14 protein-coding genes are annotated in these 17,286 nt (G+C 62.1%); 11 read left to right on the forward strand and 3 right to left on the reverse strand.

The window, feature by feature from the left end; genetic code table 11:
• Nucleotides 1-166: 166 nt before the first annotated feature.
• Nucleotides 167-904, reverse strand: a complete 738-nt coding sequence (gene rpsB / locus AC07OP_RS03160) for a 30S ribosomal protein S2 (protein WP_003219330.1) — start codon at nucleotides 902-904, stop codon at nucleotides 167-169.
• 387 nt (nucleotides 905-1,291) lie between these two features.
• On the opposite strand from rpsB, the gene map reads away from it, so the two are divergent.
• The 3 genes from map (at nucleotide 1,292) to dapC (ending at nucleotide 6,101) form a co-directional block, all read left to right on the forward strand.
• The gene (gene map / locus AC07OP_RS03165) at nucleotides 1,292-2,074 is read left to right on the forward strand and encodes a type I methionyl aminopeptidase (RefSeq protein ID WP_012722594.1); all 783 of its coding nucleotides are present in this window, start codon (nucleotides 1,292-1,294) and stop codon (nucleotides 2,072-2,074) included.
• Between the two features lie 65 nt (nucleotides 2,075-2,139).
• Nucleotides 2,140-4,842, forward strand: a complete 2,703-nt coding sequence (locus tag AC07OP_RS03170; protein WP_027604481.1) for a [protein-PII] uridylyltransferase — start codon at nucleotides 2,140-2,142, stop codon at nucleotides 4,840-4,842.
• 59 nt (nucleotides 4,843-4,901) lie between these two features.
• Nucleotides 4,902-6,101 carry a succinyldiaminopimelate transaminase gene (dapC, locus tag AC07OP_RS03175; protein ID WP_065938769.1) on the forward strand — a complete coding sequence of 400 codons (1,200 nt, stop codon included), beginning with the start codon at nucleotides 4,902-4,904 and terminating at the stop codon, nucleotides 6,099-6,101.
• A gap of 9 nt (nucleotides 6,102-6,110) precedes the next feature.
• On the opposite strand, the gene AC07OP_RS03180 is transcribed toward dapC, so the two are convergent.
• Nucleotides 6,111-7,754, reverse strand: a complete 1,644-nt coding sequence (locus tag AC07OP_RS03180; RefSeq protein ID WP_495100969.1) for a Na+/H+ antiporter — start codon at nucleotides 7,752-7,754, stop codon at nucleotides 6,111-6,113.
• Nucleotides 7,755-8,035: 281 nt separating this feature from the next.
• Here AC07OP_RS03180 and AC07OP_RS03185 point away from each other — a divergent pair, with 281 nt between their 5' ends.
• The 4 genes from AC07OP_RS03185 to AC07OP_RS03200 all read left to right on the forward strand — a co-directional run bounded on the left by AC07OP_RS03185 (nucleotide 8,036) and on the right by AC07OP_RS03200 (nucleotide 11,091).
• Complete coding sequence (locus AC07OP_RS03185) at nucleotides 8,036-8,344, forward strand: arsenate reductase (RefSeq protein WP_231982825.1); 309 nt, start codon at nucleotides 8,036-8,038, stop codon at nucleotides 8,342-8,344.
• Between the two features lie 32 nt (nucleotides 8,345-8,376).
• Entirely contained in the window at nucleotides 8,377-9,411 is a 1,035-nt protein-coding gene (gene dapD, locus AC07OP_RS03190) for a 2,3,4,5-tetrahydropyridine-2,6-dicarboxylate N-succinyltransferase (protein ID WP_027604485.1), read from the forward strand.
• Between the two features lie 64 nt (nucleotides 9,412-9,475).
• On the forward strand, nucleotides 9,476-10,681 hold the full coding sequence (locus AC07OP_RS03195) for an aminotransferase class V-fold PLP-dependent enzyme (protein ID WP_495100968.1): 1,206 nt from the start codon (nucleotides 9,476-9,478) through the stop codon (nucleotides 10,679-10,681).
• On the forward strand, nucleotides 10,678-11,091 hold the full coding sequence (locus tag AC07OP_RS03200; protein WP_098480273.1) for a SufE family protein: 414 nt from the start codon (nucleotides 10,678-10,680) through the stop codon (nucleotides 11,089-11,091). The genes AC07OP_RS03195 and AC07OP_RS03200 overlap by 4 nt, the downstream gene beginning before the upstream one ends.
• A 20-nt stretch (nucleotides 11,092-11,111) precedes the next feature.
• On the opposite strand, the gene tcdA is transcribed toward AC07OP_RS03200, so the two are convergent.
• On the reverse strand, nucleotides 11,112-11,921 hold the full coding sequence (tcdA, locus tag AC07OP_RS03205; RefSeq protein WP_495100967.1) for a tRNA cyclic N6-threonylcarbamoyladenosine(37) synthase TcdA: 810 nt from the start codon (nucleotides 11,919-11,921) through the stop codon (nucleotides 11,112-11,114).
• A gap of 218 nt (nucleotides 11,922-12,139) precedes the next feature.
• On the opposite strand from tcdA, the gene AC07OP_RS03210 reads away from it, so the two are divergent.
• The 4 genes from AC07OP_RS03210 (at nucleotide 12,140) to AC07OP_RS03225 (ending at nucleotide 17,235) form a co-directional block, all read left to right on the forward strand.
• On the forward strand, nucleotides 12,140-14,731 hold the full coding sequence (locus tag AC07OP_RS03210) for a glycosyltransferase (RefSeq protein WP_141156915.1): 2,592 nt from the start codon (nucleotides 12,140-12,142) through the stop codon (nucleotides 14,729-14,731).
• A gap of 111 nt (nucleotides 14,732-14,842) precedes the next feature.
• Nucleotides 14,843-15,994 (forward strand): succinyl-diaminopimelate desuccinylase, encoded by a 1,152-nt coding sequence (gene dapE / locus AC07OP_RS03215; RefSeq protein ID WP_027604490.1) that lies wholly within the window; start codon nucleotides 14,843-14,845, stop codon nucleotides 15,992-15,994.
• Nucleotides 15,994-16,803: a putative RNA methyltransferase gene (locus tag AC07OP_RS03220; RefSeq protein ID WP_115485754.1), complete on the forward strand. Its 810-nt coding sequence runs from the start codon at nucleotides 15,994-15,996 to the stop codon at nucleotides 16,801-16,803. Before dapE ends, AC07OP_RS03220 begins: the two co-directional genes overlap by 1 nt.
• Nucleotides 16,804-16,857: 54 nt before the next feature.
• The gene (locus tag AC07OP_RS03225; protein WP_065948851.1) at nucleotides 16,858-17,235 is read left to right on the forward strand and encodes a hypothetical protein; all 378 of its coding nucleotides are present in this window, start codon (nucleotides 16,858-16,860) and stop codon (nucleotides 17,233-17,235) included.
• Nucleotides 17,236-17,286: the final 51 nt, after the last annotated feature.

Genomic DNA, 17,286 nt, shown 5'->3' on the forward strand with positions numbered 1-17,286 from the left:
CAACCATTCCACCCGATCGAACGGGGGATCAATTCTTCCCGAACCACCCTTGTTAGCCGCTGCACGTTACAGGTGATGTAGCTGCGCTGCTGACAAATGGTTTTCGAGGTGGCAAAAAGGGGGCCAAGCCCCCTTTTTGCTTACTGAGTCAACGCCAGGGCGTCAATTACTCAGCTGCGGCTACCGGAGCTTCTTCAACGAACTGCTCGGTGCCACCAGCAACGTGGTTGCGACCACGGATGACAGCGTCAGCCATCGAACCCATGTACAGCTGGATGGCGCGGATGGCGTCATCGTTGCCTGGGATGATGTAGTCAACGCCTTCCGGGCTGCTGTTGGTATCGACTACGCCGATAACAGGGATGCCCAGCTTGTTGGCTTCGGTGATCGCGATGCGCTCGTGATCAACGTCGATAACGAACAGTGCGTCAGGCAGACCGCCCATGTCCTTGATACCACCCAGGGAACGATCGAGCTTTTCCAGGTCACGAGTGCGCATCAGCGCTTCTTTCTTGGTCAGCTTGGCGAAAGTACCGTCTTCGGCCTGCACTTCAAGGTCACGCAGACGCTTGATGGAAGCACGGATGGTTTTGAAGTTGGTCAGCATGCCGCCCAACCAGCGGTGATCGACGTACGGCGAACCGCAACGTGCTGCTTCTTCAGCAACGATCTTGCCAGCGGAACGCTTGGTGCCGACGAACAGGATCTTGTTTTTGCCCTGGGCCAGGCGCTCTACGAAAGTCAGAGCTTCGTTGAACATTGGCAGGGTTTTTTCAAGGTTGATGATGTGGATCTTGTTACGCGCGCCGAAAATGTATTTACCCATTTTCGGGTTCCAGTAACGGGTCTGGTGACCGAAGTGCACACCGGCCTTCAGCATATCGCGCATGTTGACTTGGGACATGATAGTTCCTTAATAAGTCGGGTTTGGCCTCCACGTATCCCAATGACCAACCAGCGGCATCAAGGCCTCCGGCACCCAGGTCATCGTGTCGACACGTGTGTGGATTTAAGCTTTTCGGGGTATCCCCGGAAAGCGGCGCATTTTATACCACACGAAGGGCGAAAACGAAACACGCAATCACATTTGGCCTGGGCGACGTGTACGCAACCCTTTGAATAGAGCCGATATAACCCCATCTGATAGAGAGAAGCGATCGTCGGGGGCTCATGATTTGCCGCCCGCGTCTGTTAGAATCGCGTTTTTTGGCGCTTGTGCGAATTCTGCAACCTTTTGTCGCACGCCCGTAAACCGTATTGATTTCAGCGCATCGCGCTAGAGAGAGCCTGTATGACCGTTAGTTTGAAAACCGCCGAAGACATCGCCGGCATGCGCATTGCCGGCAAACTGGCTGCCGATGTGCTGGAAATGATTGCCGAGCACGTCAAGCCCGGCGTTACCACGGAAACCCTGAACCAGATCTGCCACGACTATATAGTCAATGTGCAGGGCGCCATTCCTGCACCGCTGAACTACAAGGGCTTCCCCAAGTCGATCTGCACCTCGGTCAACCACGTGGTCTGCCACGGGATTCCGGGCGACAAGCCGTTGAAGGACGGCGACACCCTGAACATCGACGTCACCGTGATCAAGGACCGCTACTTCGGCGACACCAGCCGCATGTTCCACGTCGGCACCGTGCCGGTGTGGGCCGAGCGCCTGTCCCAGGTCACCCAGGAATGCATGTACAAGGCCATCGAGATCGTCAAGCCTGGCTGCCGCCTGGGCGACATCGGTGAAGTGATCCAGAAGCACGCCGAAAAGAACGGTTTCTCGGTGGTGCGCGAATTCTGCGGCCACGGTATCGGTACTGTCTTCCACGAAGAACCGCAGATCCTGCACTACGGCCGCGCCGGCACCGGCATGGAGCTCAAGGCAGGCATGACCTTTACCATCGAGCCGATGATCAACCAGGGCAAGGCCGACACCAAGGTGCTGGGCGACGGCTGGACCGCCATCACCAAGGACCGCAAGCTCTCGGCCCAGTGGGAACACACCCTGCTGGTCACCGAGACCGGCTACGAGATCTTCACCCTGCGCGCCGACGACACGATCCCACGCGTTTCGGCGTGAAGGGCTGCCAAGGTTTTCCCAAACTGTGTTGTGACTGACTGATAGATAGAAAGGAAAGCCGATCAATGCCCCAGGTGGATCCCGAACTCTTCGACCGTGGCCAGTTCCAGGCCGAGCTGGCACTGAAAGCGAGCCCCATCGCCGCGTTCAAAAAGGCGATCCGCCAGGCCCGCGAGGTGCTCGACGAGCGCTTTCGCAGCGGCCGGGACATCCGCCGACTGATCGAAGACCGCGCCTGGTTCGTCGATAACATCCTGCAAAAAGCCTGGGAACAGTTCAGCTGGAGCGAAGACGCCGATATTGCCCTGGTGGCGGTCGGCGGCTACGGTCGTGGCGAGCTGCACCCGTACTCCGACATCGACCTGCTGATCCTGCTGGACAGCGCCGACCATGAGATCTTTCGCGATTCCATCGAGCGCTTTCTGACACTGCTTTGGGACATCGGCCTGGAAGTCGGCCAGAGCGTGCGCTCGGTGGATGAGTGCGCCGAAGAGGCCCGCGCCGACCTGACCGTCATCACCAACCTGATGGAAAGCCGCACCATCGCCGGCCCCGAGCGCCTGCGCCAGCGCATGCTCGAAGTCACCAGCACCGCACACATGTGGCCGAGCAAGGATTTCTTCCTGGCCAAGCGTGCGGAGCAGAAGGCCCGGCACCACAAGTACAACGACACCGAATACAACCTCGAACCCAACGTCAAAGGCTCGCCTGGCGGGTTGCGCGACATCCAGACGATTCTGTGGGTAGCGCGCCGCCAATACGGCACCCTGAACCTGCGCGCCCTGGCCGGCGAAGGCTTCCTGGTGGAGAGCGAAAACGCCCTGCTGGCGTCGTCCCAGGAGTTCCTGTGGAAAGTGCGCTACGCCCTGCACATGCTCGCCGGGCGCTCCGAAGATCGTCTGCTGTTCGACCACCAGCGCTCCATCGCCACCCTGCTGGGGTTTGAAGGTGAAGACGCGAAGACCAGCATCGAAAGCTTCATGCAGCAGTACTACCGGGTGGTCATGAGCATTGCCCAGCTCAGCGACCTGATCATCCAGCATTTCGAAGAAGTGATCCTCGCTCCGGAAGACGAAGCACCGCCGCAGCCGATCAATTCGCGCTTCCAACTGCACGACGGCTATATCGAGGCACGCAACGACAACGTGTTCCGCCGCACGCCGTTCGCCATGCTGGAAATCTTCGTGCTGATGGCCCAGCAGCCGGAAATCAAGGGCGTACGCGCCGACACCATCCGCCTGCTGCGGGAAAACCGTCACCTGATCGACGACGACTTTCGCAACGACATTCGCAACACCAGCCTGTTTATCGAGCTGTTCAAGTGCAAGATCGGCATCCATCGCAACCTGCGGCGCATGAACCGCTATGGCATCCTCGGGCGTTACCTGCCGGAGTTCGGGTTTATCGTCGGGCAGATGCAGCACGACCTGTTTCACATCTACACCGTGGACGCCCACACCCTCAACCTGATCAAGCACCTGCGCAAGTTGCAGTACACCCAGGTGTCAGAGAAATTCCCGCTGGCCAGCAAACTCATGGCCAAGCTGCCCAAGCCGGAGTTGATCTACCTGGCCGGCCTGTACCACGACATCGGCAAGGGCCGGCATGGCGATCACTCGGAAATCGGCGCAGTCGATGCCGAGGCGTTCTGCCAACGCCACCAGCTGCCGTTGTGGGACAGCCGCCTGATCGTGTGGCTGGTGCAGAACCACCTGGTGATGTCGACCACCGCCCAGCGCAAGGACTTGTCCGACCCGCAGGTGATCCACGACTTCGCCGGGATCGTCGGCGATGAAACCCGCCTCGACTACCTGTACGTGCTGACCGTTTCCGACATCAACGCCACCAACCCGACCCTGTGGAATTCCTGGCGCGCCAGCCTGTTGCGCCAGCTCTACACCGAGACCAAGCGCGCGCTGCGCCGTGGCCTGGAAAACCCGGTGGACCGCGAAGAGCAAATCCGCCGCACCCAAAGCGCCGCCCTGGACATCCTGGTGCGCGGCGGCAACGACCCGGACGACGTCGAGCAACTGTGGTCGCAATTGGGGGACGATTACTTCCTGCGCCACACCGCCGGCGATGTCGCCTGGCACAGTGACGCGATCCTGCAGCAGCCGGCCGATGGCGGCCCGCTGGTGTTGATCAAGGAAACCACCCAGCGCGAATTCGAAGGCGGCACGCAGATCTTCATCTATGCGCCCGACCAGCACGACTTCTTCGCCGTGACCGTGGCGGCCATGGACCAGCTCAACCTGAACATCCACGACGCACGGGTCATCACCTCCAGCAGCCAGTTCACCCTCGACACCTATATCGTGCTCGACACCGAGGGCGAGTCCATCGGCGATAACCCGGCGCGGGTGAAAAAGATCCGCGAAGGCCTGACCGAAGCCCTGCGTAACCCCGACGACTACCCGACGATCATCCAGCGCCGGGTACCGCGTCAGCTCAAGCACTTTGCCTTTGCGCCCCAGGTGACCATTTCCAACGATGCGCAGCGCCCGGTGACCGTGCTGGAACTCAGCGCGCCGGACCGGCCAGGCCTGCTGGCACGGATCGGCGGCATTTTCCTGGAATTCGATTTGTCACTGCAGAACGCCAAGATTGCGACCCTCGGCGAGCGCGTGGAGGACGTGTTCTTTATTACCGATGCCGATAACCAGCCGCTGTCCGACCCGGAGCTGTGCCTGCGCTTGCAGGCGGCGATCGTGCAGCAGTTGAGCGTGCCCCAGGAACCCGGTGTCGAGCTGACGCGCCTGACGATTTGATACCAGGAGCGGCCTACCGCTCCCCTCACAGTTTTTAACGCCTTGCACGAGATCCACCGATGAACAACGCCCTGAACCAGCTCCAGCCCTACCCGTTCGAAAAGCTGCGCGCCCTGCTGGGCAGCGTCACGCCGAACCCGGACAAGCGCCCGATCGCGCTGTCCATCGGCGAACCCAAGCACAAATCGCCGCAGTTCGTTGCCGATGCCCTGGCCAACAACCTCGACCAGATGGCGGTGTACCCGACCACCCTGGGCATCCCGGCCTTGCGCGAGGCCATCGGTGCCTGGTGCGAACGCCGCTTCGACGTACCCAAGGGCTGGCTGGATCCGGCGCGCACTATCCTGCCGGTCAACGGCACCCGTGAAGCGCTGTTCGCCTTCACCCAGACCGTGGTCAACCGAGGCGACGACGCGCTGGTGGTCAGCCCGAACCCCTTCTACCAGATCTACGAAGGCGCCGCGTTCCTGGCCGGGGCCAAGCCGCACTACCTGCCGTGCCTGGATGAAAACGGCTTCAACCCGGATTTCGACGCGGTATCGCCGGACATCTGGAAACGCTGCCAGATCCTGTTCCTGTGCTCCCCCGGCAACCCGACCGGTGCACTGATCCCGGTCGACACCCTGAAAAAACTCATCGCCCTGGCCGACGAATATGACTTCGTTATCGCCGCCGACGAGTGCTACAGCGAACTGTACTTCGACGAACAAACCCCGCCACCGGGCCTGCTCAGCGCGTGCGTCGAGCTGGGCCGCCAGGACTTCAAGCGTTGCGTGGTGTTCCACAGCCTGTCCAAGCGCTCCAACCTGCCAGGCCTGCGCTCCGGTTTTGTCGCGGGCGACGCCGAGATCCTCAAGGGTTTCCTGCTGTACCGCACTTACCATGGCTGTGCGATGCCGGTGCAAACCCAGCTGGCAAGCATCGCGGCCTGGCAGGACGAGGCCCATGTGCAGGCCAACCGCGACCTGTACCGCGAGAAGTTTGATGCCGTGCTGGCAATCCTCAAGCCGGTGCTGGACGTACAGGCCCCGGACGGCGGCTTCTACCTGTGGCCGAATGTGCAAGGCGATGATGCCGCGTTCTGCCGCGATTTGTTCGTGGAGGAACACGTGACCGTGGTGCCGGGTTCTTACCTGTCCCGGGAAGTGGATGGCGTGAACCCCGGCGCCGGGCGCGTACGCCTGGCGTTGGTTGCGCCGCTGGCCGAGTGTGTGGAAGCGGCTGAACGGATTCGCGATTTCATTCAGCGTCGTCGGTAAGCAACCGGGTCATTTCACCTGGCCCAGATTCGCCTCACTCATATCCAGCTCCGCCAGCACTTCCCTCAAAACGTCATCACCAATTTGGTGATGACGGCTCAAGCTGTACAACTCCAAGCGTTGCGCACGCAGTGCCTTGAGCCGCAGCTTTCGCTCGAGCAGGTCCATCTGCATCGCAAGCGCCTGGGCTTCGGCAGAGTCGTTGAACACTTCCAACTGATGGCGGTATTCCGACATCAGCCGTGCCTTGAGCTCCGTAGCCAGCGCCGCCTGGGCGGCGTCGGAGGTTTCCGACTCTACGGGCTCTTCCGCCTCCAGTGCGTGAATCGCTGCCACTGCGGTTTTTTTCCAGGCCTCGCGCACTTCGTTATGGCGCTTTTCGTCCGGACTTTTTTCAACGCCCCGCAAGAGCAGCGGCAGGGCGATGCAGGCGGCGATCAGCGACAGCAGGATCACACCCGCTGCGATAAAGATCAGCAGGTCGCGCTCGGGGAAATCCTGGCCTGGCACCAGCAGCAATGGCACCGACATCACACCGGCCAGGGTCACCGCACCGCGCACACCGCCCACGGTCAACAGCCAGCAGGAACGCGCAGTGGGCACCAGGGTCAACTCACTTTTCCCACGCAGTCGCCGGAGCAAACCCGACAGGCGCCAGATGCTCTGCACCCAGATAAAACGCAGCACCACCAACACCAGGAAAATCGCAATCACATCCAGGCAGCGATACAACAAGGTGGGCCACAGCGTCGGCTCATGACTGGCCACGGCCTTGATGATGTCCGGCAATTGCAGGCCCAACAGCAGGAAGATCAGGCCATTGAAGGCAAATTCCAGCAATGACCAGACACTGCGATTGAGCAGGCGCGTGCTGGTCTGGCGAGGCAGCAGGTCGAGCCAGCTCTGCATCATGCCCGCCGCAACCGCCGACAAGATGCCCGAGGCGCCGAGCTGTTCGGCCAACACGTAGGCCGCAAACGGCAACAGCAACATGAACACCACATGCGTTGCCGGGTCATCCCAGCCCCGGGCAATCATCCAGGCGCGCAGGCGGCCGACCAGCCAACTCAGCGCCACCCCCACCGCCAGGCCGCCCAAGGCCACCAAGACAAAGGTCAGGCTGGCATCGGCCAACGAGAACACACCGGTCAACGCGGCCGCCAAGGCGAACTTGAAGGTCACCAGGCCCGAGGCGTCATTCATCAACGCTTCGCCCTGGAGCATATGCATCAGCGGCGTCGGCAAGCGGTTCTGGGCAATTGCCGACACGGCCACGGCATCGGTGGGCGACAACACGGCCGCCAGGGCGAAGGCCACCGGCAGTGGGATCGTCGGCAACAGCCAATGAATGAAGTAGCCGGCACCGACCACGGTGAACAGCACCAACCCGACGGCGAGTGTCAGGATCGGCCCACGCAGGCGCCACAATTCGCGCTTGGGCATGCGCCAGCCATCGGAGAACAGCAGCGGTGGCAGGAACAGAAACAGGAACAGCTCCGGGTCCAGCGCCACATGCAGTCCCAGCGTGGGCCAGGCCAGCAAGGCGCCGGCGGCAATCTGCACCAGGGGTAACGGCAGGGGGATGACACGTCCGACCAGACGCGAAACGCTGACCAGCATCAGCAGGATAAGAACGGTGTAGGCGGTTTGCATAACGCGGGTTTCCCGGACGATCGGCTTGCAACGACACACATCAGGCAACAACTGGCCGTTGAAGTGCCATATTACCCGGCTATCTTACCGGCCTATGCTGCGCGCTGGCTTTTGCACAAAAGTCGCACGCTGCTGACGAGCGGCACCCAAAATCTCTGGGCGTGGCATAATCCGTGATCTTTCATTTTCATTGGCACTTGCATCAGTAAAGCAGGGGGGGCAATTCCTTGACCGCTTCAAGCAAAACGTTGCACCTTTTCGGCATCAAAGCCTGCGACACCATGAAAAAAGCGCGCACCTGGCTCGACGAGCACGCGGTGAGCTATGAGTTCCACGACTACAAAACGGCCGGTATCGACCGCGAACACTTGACCCAATGGTGCAACGAGCACGGTTGGCAGGTGGTTTTGAACCGTGCGGGCACCACCTTTCGCAAACTCGAAGACGAACGCAAAGCCGATCTCGATCAGTCGAAAGCCATTGAATTGATGCTCGCACAACCTTCGATGATCAAGCGCCCGGTGCTTGATCTCGGCGACAGAACCCTGATTGGCTTCAAGCCAGATAGTTATTCGGCGGCCCTCAAGTAGGCCAGCCCTTCCATTTTTGTAGAGGTAACAGCATGTCCAATTCCCTGTTCAGCCTGGGCTTCGGCGTCGGCACTCAGAACCGCCAAGGTGCTTGGCTGGAAGTGTTTTACGCACAACCCCTGCTCAACCCATCGGCTGAAATCGTTGCCGCCATCGCGCCGATCCTCGGCTACAGCGAAGGCAACCAGGCAATCACCTTCACCGTCGCCCAGGCCCTGCAACTGGCCGACGCGCTCAAAGGCGTCGACGCTACCCAGGCCGCCCTGCTGAGCCGCCTGGCCGAAAGCCACACGCCGCTGGTCGCCACCTTGCTGGCCGAAGACGCCGCACTGACGTCCACCCCGGAGGCCTACCTCAAGCTGCACCTGCTGTCCCATCGCCTGGTCAAGCCGCATGGCCTGAGCCTCGCTGGTGTGTTCCCGCAACTGCCGAACGTGGCGTGGACCAGCCAGGGCGCGATCGACATCAACGAGTTGGCCGAACGCCAACTGGAAGCCCGCCTGCGTGGCGAGTTGCTGGAAGTGTTCTCGGTGGACAAGTTCCCGAAAATGACCGACTACGTGGTGCCGAGCGGCGTGCGTATCGCGGATGCCGCGCGTATCCGCCTGGGTGCCTACGTGGGCGAAGGCACCACCGTGATGCATGAAGGTTTCGTCAACTTCAACGCCGGCACCGAAGGCCCGGGCATGATCGAAGGCCGTGTATCGGCTGGCGTGTTCGTCGGCAAGGGTTCGGACCTGGGCGGCGGTTGCTCGACCATGGGCACCCTGTCGGGCGGCGGCAACATCGTGATCAAGGTCGGCGAAGGCTGCCTGATCGGCGCCAACGCCGGTATCGGTATCCCATTGGGCGACCGCAACACCGTGGAATCGGGCCTGTACGTCACCGCCGGCACCAAGGTTGCGCTGCTGGACGAGTCGAACCAACTGGTCAAGGTGGTCAAGGCCCGTGAGCTGGCCGGCCAACCCGACCTGCTGTTCCGCCGTAACTCCGAGACCGGTGCCGTGGAGTGCAAAACCCACAAATCGGCCATCGAACTGAACGAAGCGCTGCACGCTCACAACTAAGCAGCCACTCGATGCCACTGGCGGGCCCCGAACCTGGGGCTCGCTTATACGAGTCTTGAACACCATGCTTGTGCCCTCCCCCTGGCGCGCCGACTTTCCGGCCATCGCCACCCTGCAACGGCAAGACCAGACTTATCTGGACAACGCCGCGACGACGCAAAAACCCCAGGCCCTGCTGGATGCCATCAGCCATTACTACGCCAATGGCGCCGCCAATGTGCACCGTGCCCAGCATTTGCCGGGTGCCCATGCGACCCAGGCCTTCGAGGACAGTCGCAGCAAGGTTGCGCAGTGGTTGAATGCAGGTGACAGCGGGCAAATCGTGTTTACCCACGGCGCGACGTCAGCGCTGAACCTCCTGGCTTATGGCCTTGAGCACTTATTCAATGCGGGCGATGAGATTGTCATCAGCGCCCTGGAACACCACGCCAACCTGTTGCCGTGGCAGCAACTGGCCAAGCGTCGCGCGCTCACCCTGGTGGTATTGCCACTCGGCGATGACGGCGTGATCGACCTGCAAGCCGCCGCCGAGTCGATCGGCCCGCGTACACGCCTGCTGGCGGTGAGCCAACTGTCCAACGTCCTTGGCACCTGGCAGCCGCTGCCGGCCTTGCTGGCGCTGGCCCAGGCCCACGGCGCCCTGACCGTGGTCGATGGCGCCCAAGGCATCGTCCACGGCCGCCACGACGTGCAAGCCCTGGGCTGCGACTTCTATGTATTTTCCAGCCACAAGCTGTACGGTCCGGACGGCGTCGGCGTGCTCTATGGCCGCAACGAGACCCTGCATCACCTGCGCCATTGGCAATTTGGTGGCGAGATGGTGCAACAGGCCGACTACCACAGCGCCAGTTTCCGCCCGGCACCGCTGGGGTTCGAAGCCGGCACCCCGCCGATTGCCAGCGTGATCGGCCTGGGCGCGGCCCTGGACTACCTGGGTTCGCTGGACCCACAGGCGGTGCTCAACCATGAAGCGGCCCTGCATGACTACCTGTTGCGCGGGCTGAACGCGCGCAATGGCGTCCGTGTGCTGGGCTCGCCGCAGGCGGCGCTGGTCAGTTTTGTGGTCGAGGGCGTGCACAATGCCGACCTCGCGCACCTGCTGACCGAACAAGGCATTGCCGTACGTGCCGGCCATCATTGCGCGATGCCGCTGCTCAAGGCGATGCACTTGTCGGGGGCGATCCGTGTCTCCCTGGCGCTGTATAACGACTCCGATGACCTGGAACGCTTCTTTGAAGCGCTGGACCGGGCGCTGGATATGCTGCGATGAGCCTGCCGGTGGACGCGCAGGCTGCACTGGAAACCTTTCACTCAATCGGCAGTTGGGAGCAACGCGCTCGAATGCTGATGCAGTGGGGTGAGCGCCTGCCCGTATTGGCGGACGAGGAGAAGGTCGATGCCAACCTGGTGCAGGGCTGTGAGAGCCTGGTGTGGTTGGTGGGGCGCTTGCACGATGGCCACTGGCAGTTCGCCGCGAGCAGCGATGCGCGGATGATTCGTGGCTTGGTGGCATTGCTGCTGGCACGGGTCAATGGGTTGTCGGCGGACGAGTTGCAGGCGGTCGACTTGCCGGATTGGTTCAATCAGCTGGGGCTTTCCCGTCAACTGTCGCCGTCGCGCAGCAATGGGCTGAATGCAGTCCTGCAGCGCATGCGCGAACTCAGTCATACCCACATTTGAACCGTGTAACGTTCTGAGGCTCAGGCGGGCTTGACCCGCTCCGAAGGCCTGCGCACCCCGGCCACAATCTTGTCCACCGCCTTGGTCGCCGCGACCATGCCGAAGGTCGCCGTCACCATCATCACCGCGCCAAACCCGCCGGCGCAGTCCAGCTTCACCCCATCACCGACAAAACTCTTCTGCAAACAGATGCTGCCATCCGGCTTGGGGTAGCGCAGTTGCTCGGTGGAAAACACGCACGGCACGCTGTAATGACGGGTCACGGTGCGGGAAAAACCGTAGTCACGGCGCAAGGTGGAGCGCACTTTCGACGCCAAGGGGTCATTAAAGGTGCGGTTCAGGTCGCAGACCTGGATCAGCGTGGGGTCGATCTGCCCACCGGCGCCACCGGTGGTGATGATCTGGATCTTGCGGCGCTTGCACCAGGCAATCAGTGCGGCCTTGGCATTGACGGCGTCGATGCAGTCGATCACGCAATCAATGTTGGCCGTGATGTACTCCGCCATGGTGTCGCGGGTGACGAAATCCGCCACCGCATGCACCGTGCAATTCGGGTTGATCGCGCGCAGGCGCTCGGCCATCACCTCGACCTTGGGCTTGCCCACGGTGCTGTCCAAGGCGTGCAACTGGCGGTTGCTGTTACTGACGCAGACGTCGTCCAGGTCGAACAGCGAAATCTCGCCCACCCCGCAACGGGCCATGGCTTCCGCCGCCCACGAGCCGACGCCGCCGACGCCGACGATCGCCACATGGGCCGCTTTCAAGCGCTCCAGGCCTTCAATGCCATACAAGCGGGCGACGCCTGCAAACCGCGGATCTTCTGTACTCATGACCATTACCCCAAAAACCGGCGCGCATTATAGGACTACGCAGCGACAAGTTTTAAGCTACAAGCTACAAGTTAAGAACTTAGATGTACTTTCGCTGCCCAATGTCCGGTTTTTCTCGGCTTGCTGTACGGTCAGGGAAAGGCCGGTGTAGGATGCGCGCCGTTCGGTGCAGGCCGACACCTCTTTTCGTTCCACACCCTTTGGAACCCGACATAACCATGGCATCGCGTAAATTTGGACTCAACCTGGTGATAGTGCTGGCAATTGCCGCGCTGTTCACCGGCTTCTGGGCGCTGATCAACCGCCCGGTCACTGCTCCCAACTGGCCCGAGCAGATCTCCGGTTTTTCCTACTCGCCGTTCCAGCAAGGCCAGTACCCGCAGAAAGACCAGTACCCCACCGACGAGCAGATGCGCCGCGATCTGGAGATCATGAGCAAGCTGACGGATAACATCCGCACCTACTCGGTCGACGGCACGCTGGGGGACATTCCCAAGCTGGCCGAAGAGTTCGGCCTGCGCGTAACCCTGGGGATCTGGATCAGCCCGGATCTGGAGCGTAACGAGCGCGAAGTCCAGCGGGCCATCGAGATCGCCAACAGCTCGCGCAGTGTCGTGCGGGTCGTGGTCGGTAACGAGGCGCTGTTCCGTGAAGAGATCACCCCTGAAGCGCTGATTGTGCTGCTGGACCGAGTGCGCGCCGCCGTGAAAGTCCCGGTGACGACCTCCGAGCAATGGCATATCTGGGAAAAGAACCCGCAACTGGCCAAGCACGTCGACCTGATCGCCGCGCACATCCTGCCGTTCTGGGAATACATCCCGATGGACAAGGCCGGCCAGTACGTACTCGACCGCGCCAGGGACCTGAAGAAACTGTTCCCGAAAAAGCCGCTGCTGTTGTCGGAAGTGGGCTGGCCAAGTAACGGCCGTATGCGCGGCGGGAATGAAACGTCCCCGGCAGACCAGGCCATTTACCTGCGTACGCTGGTGAACAAGCTGAACCGCCAGGGCTACAACTACTTCGTGATCGAGGCCTTCGACCAGCCGTGGAAGGTCAGCGACGAAGGCTCGGCCGGCGCGTATTGGGGCGTCTACAACGCCGCGCGCCAGCAGAAATTCAACTTCGAAGGGCCGGTGGTGGCAATCCCGCAGTGGCGCGTCCTGGCGATCGGCTCGGTGGTGCTCGCCTTGCTGTCCCTGACCCTGCTGATGATCGACGGCTCATCCCTGCGCCAGCGTGGCCGCACCTTCCTGACTTTTATCGCGTTCCTCTGCGGTTCCGTACTGGTGTGGATCGGCTACGACTACAGCCAGCAATACAGCACCTGGTTCAGCGTGACCGTCGGCATCTTGTTGGCCCTGGGTGCACTGGGCGTATTCATTGTGTTGCTGACCGAAGCCCACGAACTGGCGGAAGCGGTATGGACCCACAAGCGCCGGCGTGAATTCCTGCCGGTGGAAGGGGAATCGGACTACCGCCCGAAAGTGTCGATCCATGTGCCGTGCTACAACGAGCCGCCAGAGATGGTCAAACAGACCCTCGACGCCCTGGCCGCCCTCGATTACCCGGACTACGAAGTCCTGATCATAGACAACAACACCAAGGACCCGGCGGTGTGGGAGCCGGTGCGCGATTACTGCGAAACCCTGGGCCCGCGCTTCAAGTTTTTCCACGTCGCGCCCCTGGCCGGTTTCAAGGGCGGTGCACTGAACTACCTGATCCCGCACACCGCCAAGGATGCCGAAGTGATCGCGGTGATCGACTCGGACTACTGCGTGTCGCCGAACTGGCTCAAGCACATGGTGCCGCACTTCGCCGACCCGAAAATCGCCGTGGTGCAGTCGCCGCAGGACTACCGCGACCAGAACGAAAGCACCTTCAAGAAGCTATGCTACGCCGAATACAAAGGCTTCTTCCATATCGGCATGGTCACCCGTAACGACCGCGACGCGATCATCCAGCACGGCACCATGACCATGACCCGTCGCTCGGTGCTCGAGGAACTGGGCTGGGCCGACTGGTGCATCTGCGAAGACGCCGAACTCGGCCTGCGGGTATTCGAGAAAGGCCTGTCGGCGGCGTACTACCACGACAGCTACGGCAAGGGCCTGATGCCGGATACCTTTATCGACTTCAAGAAACAGCGTTTCCGCTGGGCCTATGGCGCGATCCAGATCATCAAGCGCCACACCGCCAGCCTGCTGCGCGGCAAAGACACCGAGCTGACCCGTGGCCAGCGCTACCACTTCCTCGCGGGCTGGTTGCCGTGGGTGGCGGACGGCATGAACATCTTCTTCACCGTCGGCGCGCTGTTGTGGTCGGCGGCGATGATCATCGTGCCGACGCGGGTCGACCCGCCGCTGTTGATTTTCGCGATCCCGCCGTTGGCGTTGTTCGTGTTCAAGGTGGGCAAGATCATCTTCCTCTACCGCCGCGCGGTAGGTGTGAACCTCAAGGATGCGTTCTGCGCCGCCCTGGCTGGCCTGGCGTTATCCCACACCATCGCCAAGGCGGTGCTGTATGGTTTCTTCACCACCAGCATTCCGTTCTTTCGTACACCGAAAAACGCGGATAACCACGGCTTCTGGGTAGCGATTTCCGAAGCCCGCGAAGAAATGTTTATCATGCTGCTGTTATGGGGCGCGGCGCTGGGGATCTACCTGGTGCAGGGCCTGCCGAGCAATGACATACGTTTCTGGGTGGTGATGCTGCTGGTGCAATCGCTGCCATATGTGGCGGCGTTGATCATGGCGTTCCTGTCGTCGCTGCCGAAACCGGCCGTGGCACCTGAGCCTGCACCTGTGGCTTAAAAACTTGCGCAATGCACTAAACGGCGGCCTCTGGCCGCCGTTTTGCTATAAGATAACGGCCGTTTTGTCCGCCCGCCCTGCTCTTCCAGACATGCTTCCCGGAGTTTTCCCATGACGGCCCATGCCGACCTTTCGCCGACCCTTCAACTTGCCATCGACCTGATCCGTCGTCCCTCGGTCACGCCGATCGACGCCGATTGCCAGAAGCTGATGATGCAGCGCCTGGGCGACGCCGGTTTTGCGCTGGAGCCGATGCGCATCGAGGACGTGGACAACTTCTGGGCCACCCATGGCAAGCATGACGGCCCGGTGCTGTGCTTCGCCGGCCACACCGACGTGGTCCCCACAGGTCCGGTGCAAGCCTGGCAGAACGACCCGTTCGACGCATTGATCGACGAAAACGGCATGCTCTGCGGGCGTGGCGCGGCCGACATGAAGGGCAGCCTGGCCGCCATGCTGGTGGCGGCCGAGCGCTTCGTCAGCGACTACCCGGACCACAAGGGCTCGGTCGCGTTCCTGATCACCAGCGATGAGGAAGGCCCGGCACACCATGGCACCAAGGCCGTGATCGAACGCCTGGCCGCGCGCAAGGAGCGCCTGGACTGGTGCATCGTCGGCGAACCGTCGAGCACTACCCTGGTGGGTGACGTGGTCAAGAACGGCCGTCGCGGCTCCCTCGGTGCCACCCTGACCGTGCGCGGCGTGCAGGGCCATGTGGCCTACCCGCACCTGGCGAAGAACCCGATCCACCTGGCCGCGCCGGCCCTGGCCGAACTGGCCGCCGAGCACTGGGACAACGGCAACGCCTTCTTCCCGCCGACCAGCTTCCAGATCTCCAACCTCAACTCTGGCACCGGCGCCACCAACGTGATTCCGGGTGACCTGACGGCGGTGTTCAACTTCCGTTTTTCCACCGAATCCACGGTCGAAGGCCTGCAACAGCGCGTTGCGGCGATTCTCGACAAGCATGGCCTGGACTGGCATGTGGAGTGGGCGCTGTCGGGCCTGCCGTTCCTCACCGAGCCGGGCGCGTTGCTTGATGCGGTGTCGGCCAGCATCAAGGCGATCACCGGGCGTGAGACCCAGGCCTCCACCAGTGGCGGCACCTCCGATGGGCGCTTCATTGCGACCCTCGGCACCCAGGTGGTCGAGTTGGGCCCGGTGAACGCGACGATCCACCAGGTCAACGAGCGGATCCTGGCCAGCGACCTCGACGTGCTGACCGAAATCTATTACCAGACCCTGATCAAGTTGCTCGCCTGATGCTGGCCTGCCCGATTTGCAGCGCCCCGCTCAACGCAGTGGACAATGGCGTGGCGTGCCCGGCCGGGCACCGTTTCGACCGCGCGCGCCAGGGCTACCTGAACCTGCTGCCGGTGCAGCACAAGAACAGCCGCGACCCGGGCGACAACCTGGCGATGGTCGAGGCGCGCCGTGACTTTCTCAACGCCGGGCACTACGCCCCGGTGGCCAGGCGCCTGGCCGAGCTGGCCGCCGAACGCGCACCGCAGCGCTGGGTGGACATCGGTTGCGGCGAGGGTTACTACACCGCGCAAATCGCCGCGGCCCTGCCCCATGCCGATGGCTACGCCCTGGACATTTCCAAGGAAGCGGTCAAGCGCGCGTGCAAACGCGACCCGACGCTGACCTGGTTGATCGCCAGCATGGCCCGCGTGCCGTTGGCCGACGCCAGCTGCCAGTTCCTCGCCAGTGTGTTCAGCCCATTGGATTGGCAAGAGGCCAAGCGCCTGCTCAGTCCCGGCGGCGGCCTGATGAAGGTCGGCCCGACCAGCGGCCACCTGATGGAACTGCGCGAGCGCCTGTACGACGAAGTGCGCGAGTACACCGACGACAAGCACCTGGCCCTGGTGCCGGACGGCATGAGCCTGGCCCACAGTGAAACCCTGGAATTCACCTTGAGCCTGGCCGAGCCCCGGGACCGCGCCAACCTGCTGGCCATGACCCCCCATGGCTGGCGCGCCAGTGCCGAACGCCGTGCCGAGGTGATCGAGGCGGCCGAGCCGCTGCTGGTCACGGTATCGATGCGCTACGATTATTTCGTGCTTCAATAACCGACTTTTAACCATCCGCGAATGGATTTTCGAATCCCGCAACGAGGAATATCCATGCGCCAACCCGATATCGAGATTTACCTGAAGGACGCCGACGTCGACTACAAGGCCATCGCCGCCTGGCTGGGCGCTGCCCTGGGCCCTTGCAGCGACTGGGTCCAGCGTGGCCAGACCTACAAGTGCAAGGCCGGCAATGTGCCGGTCACCTGGCTGCCGAAAGCCGTAGGCAAGTGGAACAGCCTGTACCTGGAAAGTGACCAGACGCCGTGGGAAGACGACATTGCCTGCGCCCGCGCTGCGTTTGCTGCGCTGAACGTGGAAGTGCGCTGCGCACCGGGGAGCTGGGTCGAGGAAGAAGGTGAGGAAAGCGCCGACACCTGGATTCGCATCAGCGCGGACGGTGAAGAGCAGATCACCTGGAAAACTGCCTGAGCCTGAATTGCGAACCCAGTCAAAATGTGGGAGGGGGCTTGCCCCCTCCCA

Source organism: Pseudomonas sp. GW821-FHT09D08 (assembly GCF_059416305.1).

Excerpts from the sequence above, each read along its gene's own strand:
- AC07OP_RS03210 (WP_141156915.1), top strand. The coding sequence starts at position 12,140 with ATGGCATCGCGTAAATTTGGACTCAACCTGGTGATAGTGCTGGCAATT.
- AC07OP_RS03225 (WP_065948851.1), top strand. The coding sequence starts at position 16,858 with ATGCGCCAACCCGATATCGAGATTTACCTGAAGGACGCCGACGTCGAC.
- tcdA (WP_495100967.1), bottom strand. The coding sequence starts at position 11,921 with ATGAGTACAGAAGATCCGCGGTTTGCAGGCGTCGCCCGCTTGTATGGC.
- rpsB (WP_003219330.1), bottom strand. The coding sequence starts at position 904 with ATGTCCCAAGTCAACATGCGCGATATGCTGAAGGCCGGTGTGCACTTC.
- AC07OP_RS03195 (WP_495100968.1), top strand. The coding sequence starts at position 9,476 with ATGCTTGTGCCCTCCCCCTGGCGCGCCGACTTTCCGGCCATCGCCACC.
- AC07OP_RS03200 (WP_098480273.1), top strand. The coding sequence starts at position 10,678 with ATGAGCCTGCCGGTGGACGCGCAGGCTGCACTGGAAACCTTTCACTCA.
- map (WP_012722594.1), top strand. The coding sequence starts at position 1,292 with ATGACCGTTAGTTTGAAAACCGCCGAAGACATCGCCGGCATGCGCATT.
- dapE (WP_027604490.1), top strand. The coding sequence starts at position 14,843 with ATGACGGCCCATGCCGACCTTTCGCCGACCCTTCAACTTGCCATCGAC.
- AC07OP_RS03170 (WP_027604481.1), top strand. The coding sequence starts at position 2,140 with ATGCCCCAGGTGGATCCCGAACTCTTCGACCGTGGCCAGTTCCAGGCC.
- AC07OP_RS03185 (WP_231982825.1), top strand. The coding sequence starts at position 8,036 with ATGAAAAAAGCGCGCACCTGGCTCGACGAGCACGCGGTGAGCTATGAG.
- AC07OP_RS03180 (WP_495100969.1), bottom strand. The coding sequence starts at position 7,754 with ATGCAAACCGCCTACACCGTTCTTATCCTGCTGATGCTGGTCAGCGTT.
- dapD (WP_027604485.1), top strand. The coding sequence starts at position 8,377 with ATGTCCAATTCCCTGTTCAGCCTGGGCTTCGGCGTCGGCACTCAGAAC.
- AC07OP_RS03220 (WP_115485754.1), top strand. The coding sequence starts at position 15,994 with ATGCTGGCCTGCCCGATTTGCAGCGCCCCGCTCAACGCAGTGGACAAT.
- dapC (WP_065938769.1), top strand. The coding sequence starts at position 4,902 with ATGAACAACGCCCTGAACCAGCTCCAGCCCTACCCGTTCGAAAAGCTG.